Here is a 5,083-nt window from a genome sequence, read left to right as displayed (position 1 = left end):
ACCATGTGTTATCCGTACCCGTTCCTTAGCGTCATCGACGTCGGCCACAGGTGCATCCAGGCCCGTGTCCTTCCTGTCAGCGTCGCGTTATCCGGTACAGCAGCGGGTGCCGCTGACGTCGACGGCAGGGCGGGGAGGGGCGTTGGCAATCAGCCAGCGAGTGAGGATTGGCGAGGGATCGACCTGGACGGTCCTCGCGGACGACTTCAGCGTTGCGGTGCCGGTCGAGCAGTATTTGGAGTACCTGCGCTCGGCTGACTGCTCGCCCAACACGATCAAGACGTACGCGCGGGGACTGGCGCTGTGGTGGTCCTTCCTAGAACGGCGATCGCAGGCATGGGACGCGATCGGCGTGACTGAACTCGGCACATTCGTAGGCCAGTTGCGCCGGGGGAGTATGGCGGCAGAGGTCGTCGCGATCGGAAGGCAGGAACGGCCGGCGGACGCGACGGTGGCGAGCCGGGTCCGAGCGGTCATGGGCTTCTACCGCTACCACGCCTCATGCGGGGTCGAGGTCGCGGACCGGCTGCACGAGACAGTGCATAGTCGGTCGGGCGGTTATCTGCCATTTCTGGAGCACGTGGCGCGCAAACACGGCCGGCGTTCGAGCGTGGTGAAGGTCCGGGTCCATGCGAAGCCAGTTCCGATTCTGCTTCCCGGACAGGTGACCTCACTCCGCGACGCGGAGGCGTCCTGGGATGCCGACGAGGGCGTCTGGTCCGGCGAGCTGCGTTACCGGTTGCTGTGGATGTTGCTGGAGGAGACCGGTATGCGGCTCGGCGAGGCGCTCGGGCTGCGTCACCGGGACTGGAAGACCGGGACGGGTACGACCGCCCAGGTCGAGGTCGTCCACCAGGCGGATCATCCTCACGGTATGCGGGCCAAGAGCGGCTATCGGCGGATCTTCGTCGGCTCCGCCTTGGACCGCCTGTACGGCGACTGGGTGTGGGCGCTGTGCGAGGCGGGTGCCGATGTCGAGCTGGACGACTGGGACAACGCGTACATCTTCTGCAATCTGTATCGGGGCCGGCGCTTCGCCCCCTTGAGGCCCGAGAGCGTCTATAAGCACCTTGGGGCGAGGAAGAAGCAACTCCCCTCGCTTCCAGGGGAGATGACACCGCACTGGTACCGCCATACGCATGCCACGGCGCTGCTGCTGGCGGGCGTCCCCTTGCACGTGGTCAGCCGGAGGCTCGGGCACTCCGATGTGCAGACCACGATCAATACGTACGCCCACGTGACCGAGGACGCAGAACTCAGGGCGTGCGCGGACTGGCAGAAGATCACGCGGTCCTGGGGAGGACTGGAATGAAGGCCGAGCTGGCACTCGTCCCGACGGAGGCCGCGGAAGAGATCCGGAGTGAGCGGCCGGATGGCAGGAAGACTCAGGACAAGCGCGACCCGCGGCTGCCGATCGCCGACCTCTTCAGCGAGGAACGCGCCCGACAACTATGGGAGAGCCTTCCTGACGAGCACAGGCAGGACCACTTCGACTCCTCCAACATGCCCGACGACTACCGCCGGGCCTTCGTGGAGCAGGTGAGCAACAGGGAGAAGGGATGGTTCTCGCAGGCAATCACCTTCACCGGCCTCCCCGAGCCGATGATCTGGGAACTCGCCTGGTTCGTGGACCAGCAGGTGCGGGACGGATACGCCATCAACCCCGCACGGTTCAACCGGCTCCGCCGGGGGCTCGTCCTCGCCCTTGAGTACGGCGGCCCGCAAGCCCGGTCCGCACAGTCGATCACTGCCCTCTCCAACGAGCAGTGGGCCGAGGAAGTACGGGCTGCCGCAGTACGCACGAGCCTGCCCTCCGGAGAGAACATCGCGACCCTCGTCCTGCACAGCGTGAAGCACATCCAGGACCGGCTGGCCTACGCCTACCACGATGGAGAGTGGTGGCGGCTGAACCTCTGGAATCCCACGCTGGACAGGAGGATCCCGCAGCGAGAGCACGAACCCAGCGGCCGACACGTCGCCAACTTCGCGCATCTGACCACGGACTGGCTGAGGGAAGCGGTGAAATGGTGGTTGTCGGTGCAGCTCTTGACCGAGCAGTACGTCTGGTCATCGGTGAAGAGCCGCATGGACACCATGAAGCGGTTCCAGTGGTACATCGACCAGGCCGGATGCACCGGACCGCAGCTCGTCTCCTCTCCCGAACAGCTGAGGACCTGGGTTCGCGGCTTCGTTGACCACCTCAACAGCCACTCGACGCTCTCGGGCGTGAACAAGGGCGGGAAGCTCGCCAAGAACAGCCGCCGCTCCGCCTTGGTCACGGTCGAGGCGTTCTACCGCTGGATGTACGACAACCGCGCCGAAGCGGTGTCAGTGCTCGCAGACCCGCGGTGGGGAAGGCTCGACTCGACCTACAGCGTGCTGTTCCGGCTGGACGACAAGCCCAGGCGCACCAACCAGATGCCGGACGACATGGCCCTGGAGGACGAGGTCATCAGCCAGATCGCCGCCGGGTCCGGCCTCCTTGCGGCGCCGAAGGATGAAGGCGGCCTGGATGACCGGCAGGCATTCCACGCGCTGATGTTGCTGATCCGCACCGGCCGGCGGATGAACGAAGTCCTGATGATGGACTTCGACCCGCTCCTCCCGCTCGCTACGACTGGCCCGAAGGAGGGTGATGACGGGGCCGGATTCGTCGCCCGACTCAAGTACCAGCAGACGAAGATCACTGGCGGCGGACCCCCGACCATCCCGGTCGACCAGGAGATCGTGGACATCATCCGCGTGCAGCAGGAGTGGGCGCGTGAGTTCATCACGTCCCAAGGGGCACCGGAGGGTACGGAGCCGCCCTACCTCTTCCTGCAGACCCGGCAGAACCGGCTCGGACTGCGGCCTTACGCGTCGGCAACCCTCCACCACAGGCTCGGCAACCTCACGAAGATGCTGGCGATCACCGACAGCGTGGGCCGCCCGGTGGCAGTGTCCAAGACCCATACCTTCCGGCACACCCGCGCGACCGACCTGATCAACGCTGGTGTCCCGATCCACGTCGTCATGCGCTATCTCGGGCACCTCAGCCCCAGCATGACCATGCACTACGCCAAGACCCTGTCCACCACCGCCGAGCGCGAGTTCTTGCGCTACAAGAAAATCACCGTCGACGGGAGGACTGCGAGCATCGAGCCGAGCGACCTCTACGACATGCTCCACCTCGATCAGCGCGCCGATCGGGTCCTGCCCAACGGCTGGTGCATGCTCCCTCCCCGGCAGGTCTGTGCCAAGGGGAACGCCTGCCTGACCTGCGACAAGTTCGTCACCGACGCCAGCCACCGCGACGAGCTCCAGCACCAGCTCGCTCAGACCGAGGCCCTGATCACCCGCCGCCAGACACAGTTCACCGCTCGCCACGGCGAGCCGATGGGCGAAGAGAATATCTGGCTCGCCGGCCGGCTCACCGAGACCCGCGCCCTTGCCAAGGTCCTCATCGCCCTCGAGCAGATCGGTGTCCACGACGACGGCCAACTCCGGGCCGTACGCGGAGCAGGCGTTACCGACCGACCCGGGTCGATCCCCGGACAGCCAAAGGAATCGATTTCATGAGCCCGCTGCCACAACATCTGCAAACGGTAACGAGAGCCCGCAGTGAGGGCACCGCCGAACGTGCCCGAGCGGCCCTGTCTCGTTTGGTCACGACAGGAAAGTCCATCAGTTTCACGGCCGTTGCTCGTGAAGCTGCGGTGAGTACCGATTTCCTCTACAGGCATCAGGAACTTCGTGTCGCAATCGAGCGGCATCGCGCCAAGCGCGGCCAGGCTCCTGTGACCGCTCCCGATGCGGGCGAACCCTCGTCAACCTCAGCAGCCGTCCGGGCCCTCAGCGCACGCCTCTCGCAACAACAGCAAACCCACCGGAACGAGGTCGCACAGCTACGGAAGGCGCTCGAAGTCGCGCAGGGCGAGAACCTGGAACTTCGCCGGCGCCTGGCCCAATTCACCGCACAGTGACCGCCGCAGAAGGTTTCGGCCATGAGCTATGCTCACGGCACTGAGTACCTTCTGACACGAGAAGATGAACCCGTGGACGACCAGATCGCCCGGATCCGATCCAAGCTCACCGCACTACCAGCTGCGGAGAAGGCGACCCTTGGTGCCCCTGTCTCCGAGAAATGGGTCGTGGAATTCGAGGGCGCTCACGGCGTGCGCCTTCCGGAGGAATTCCGACGGTTCCTCACCCGCATCGGTAACGGTGGATACGGCCCGACCTACGGGTTGCTGCCCATGGAAGAGTGGCACCTGGCTGCATACGGCGGGGGCGAAGGGTATCTCTCCACCCCGTTCCCTGTCGTCCCCGACCTGGACATCCCTGAAAGTCCGGCCCCGGACGGCGCGCTCGTCGACTCCTTCCCTGGCACGATCACGGTCGTGTACCGCGGGTGCAGCGACTTCACGCTGCTCGTCGTCACAGGACCCGGCCGCGGCCGCCTGGTCGAGGTCAATGCCGACGGGTTCTTCTCCCCTCGTTTCCACGCGGACTCCGACTTTCTTGCCTGGTACGAGCGATGGCTGGACTTCGTGCTCACCGGACATCGGGATCTGACCTGGTTCGCCGACCAGATGGCCGGCAGCGAGGAAGATCTCGTGGCCACGCTCCTTGCCGACACTCTCACCGCCCGGCGGCGCGCAGCCGCATACACGTTCATCTCACACCCGAAACTCAGCCCTTCCCTGCCCGGGATCCTGCTCCAGGCGTACGAGACGGAACGTCACTCAGCCGTAAGGGAAACGATTCTTCGCGCCTTGGCGGCTCAGGGAGAGCACGGCCGCGACCTGATATCGGCCGCGCTTGCAGATCAGGCCCCCAACGTCCGATCGCTCGCAGCGGTCCTGATGACGGTGTCCACGACTCAGGGCCGGCAACTGAGTGCACCACGGCGTCAGGCACTCACCGACCGCATGACGATCGAGGACGACGCCTCGGTACGCGAGACGATTCAGAGGATGCTCGACCACCCACCCTGAGCGCGCCACCACACACTCCCCGCTATCCGTCAGCGGCATACCGCTCTCGATGTGACCAGCGAAGATAACGGGTCAAGCTGTCGCAGGTACAGATACCATGTGGTCGA

The 5,083-nt window shown here is 65.3% G+C and carries 4 protein-coding genes; all 4 read left to right on the top strand.

Annotation, left to right across the window (positions count from 1 at the left end; genetic code table 11):
* Positions 1 to 64 precede the first annotated feature (64 nt).
* Positions 65 to 1,312 carry a tyrosine-type recombinase/integrase gene (locus AB0D94_RS37575; RefSeq protein ID WP_362062401.1) on the top strand — a complete coding sequence of 416 codons (1,248 nt, stop codon included), beginning with the start codon at positions 65 to 67 and terminating at the stop codon, positions 1,310 to 1,312.
* Positions 1,309 to 3,558 carry a tyrosine-type recombinase/integrase gene (locus AB0D94_RS37570; protein WP_362062398.1) on the top strand — a complete coding sequence of 750 codons (2,250 nt, stop codon included), beginning with the start codon at positions 1,309 to 1,311 and terminating at the stop codon, positions 3,556 to 3,558. Before AB0D94_RS37575 ends, AB0D94_RS37570 begins: the two co-directional genes overlap by 4 nt.
* A complete protein-coding gene (locus AB0D94_RS37565) occupies positions 3,555 to 3,962 on the top strand; it encodes a DUF6262 family protein (RefSeq protein WP_362062395.1) in 408 nt (135 codons plus the stop codon). Before AB0D94_RS37570 ends, AB0D94_RS37565 begins: the two co-directional genes overlap by 4 nt.
* A gap of 72 nt (positions 3,963 to 4,034) precedes the next feature.
* Positions 4,035 to 4,976, top strand: a complete 942-nt coding sequence (locus AB0D94_RS37560; RefSeq protein WP_362062392.1) for an SMI1/KNR4 family protein — start codon at positions 4,035 to 4,037, stop codon at positions 4,974 to 4,976.
* Positions 4,977 to 5,083 lie beyond the last annotated feature (107 nt).

The organism is Streptomyces sp. NPDC048255 (genome assembly GCF_040652415.1).
In the GTDB taxonomy this organism is placed as follows: domain Bacteria; phylum Actinomycetota; class Actinomycetes; order Streptomycetales; family Streptomycetaceae; genus Streptomyces.
The sequence above is the reverse complement of the archived record's forward strand: the minus strand, read 5'-3'. Positions and strand labels throughout refer to the sequence as shown.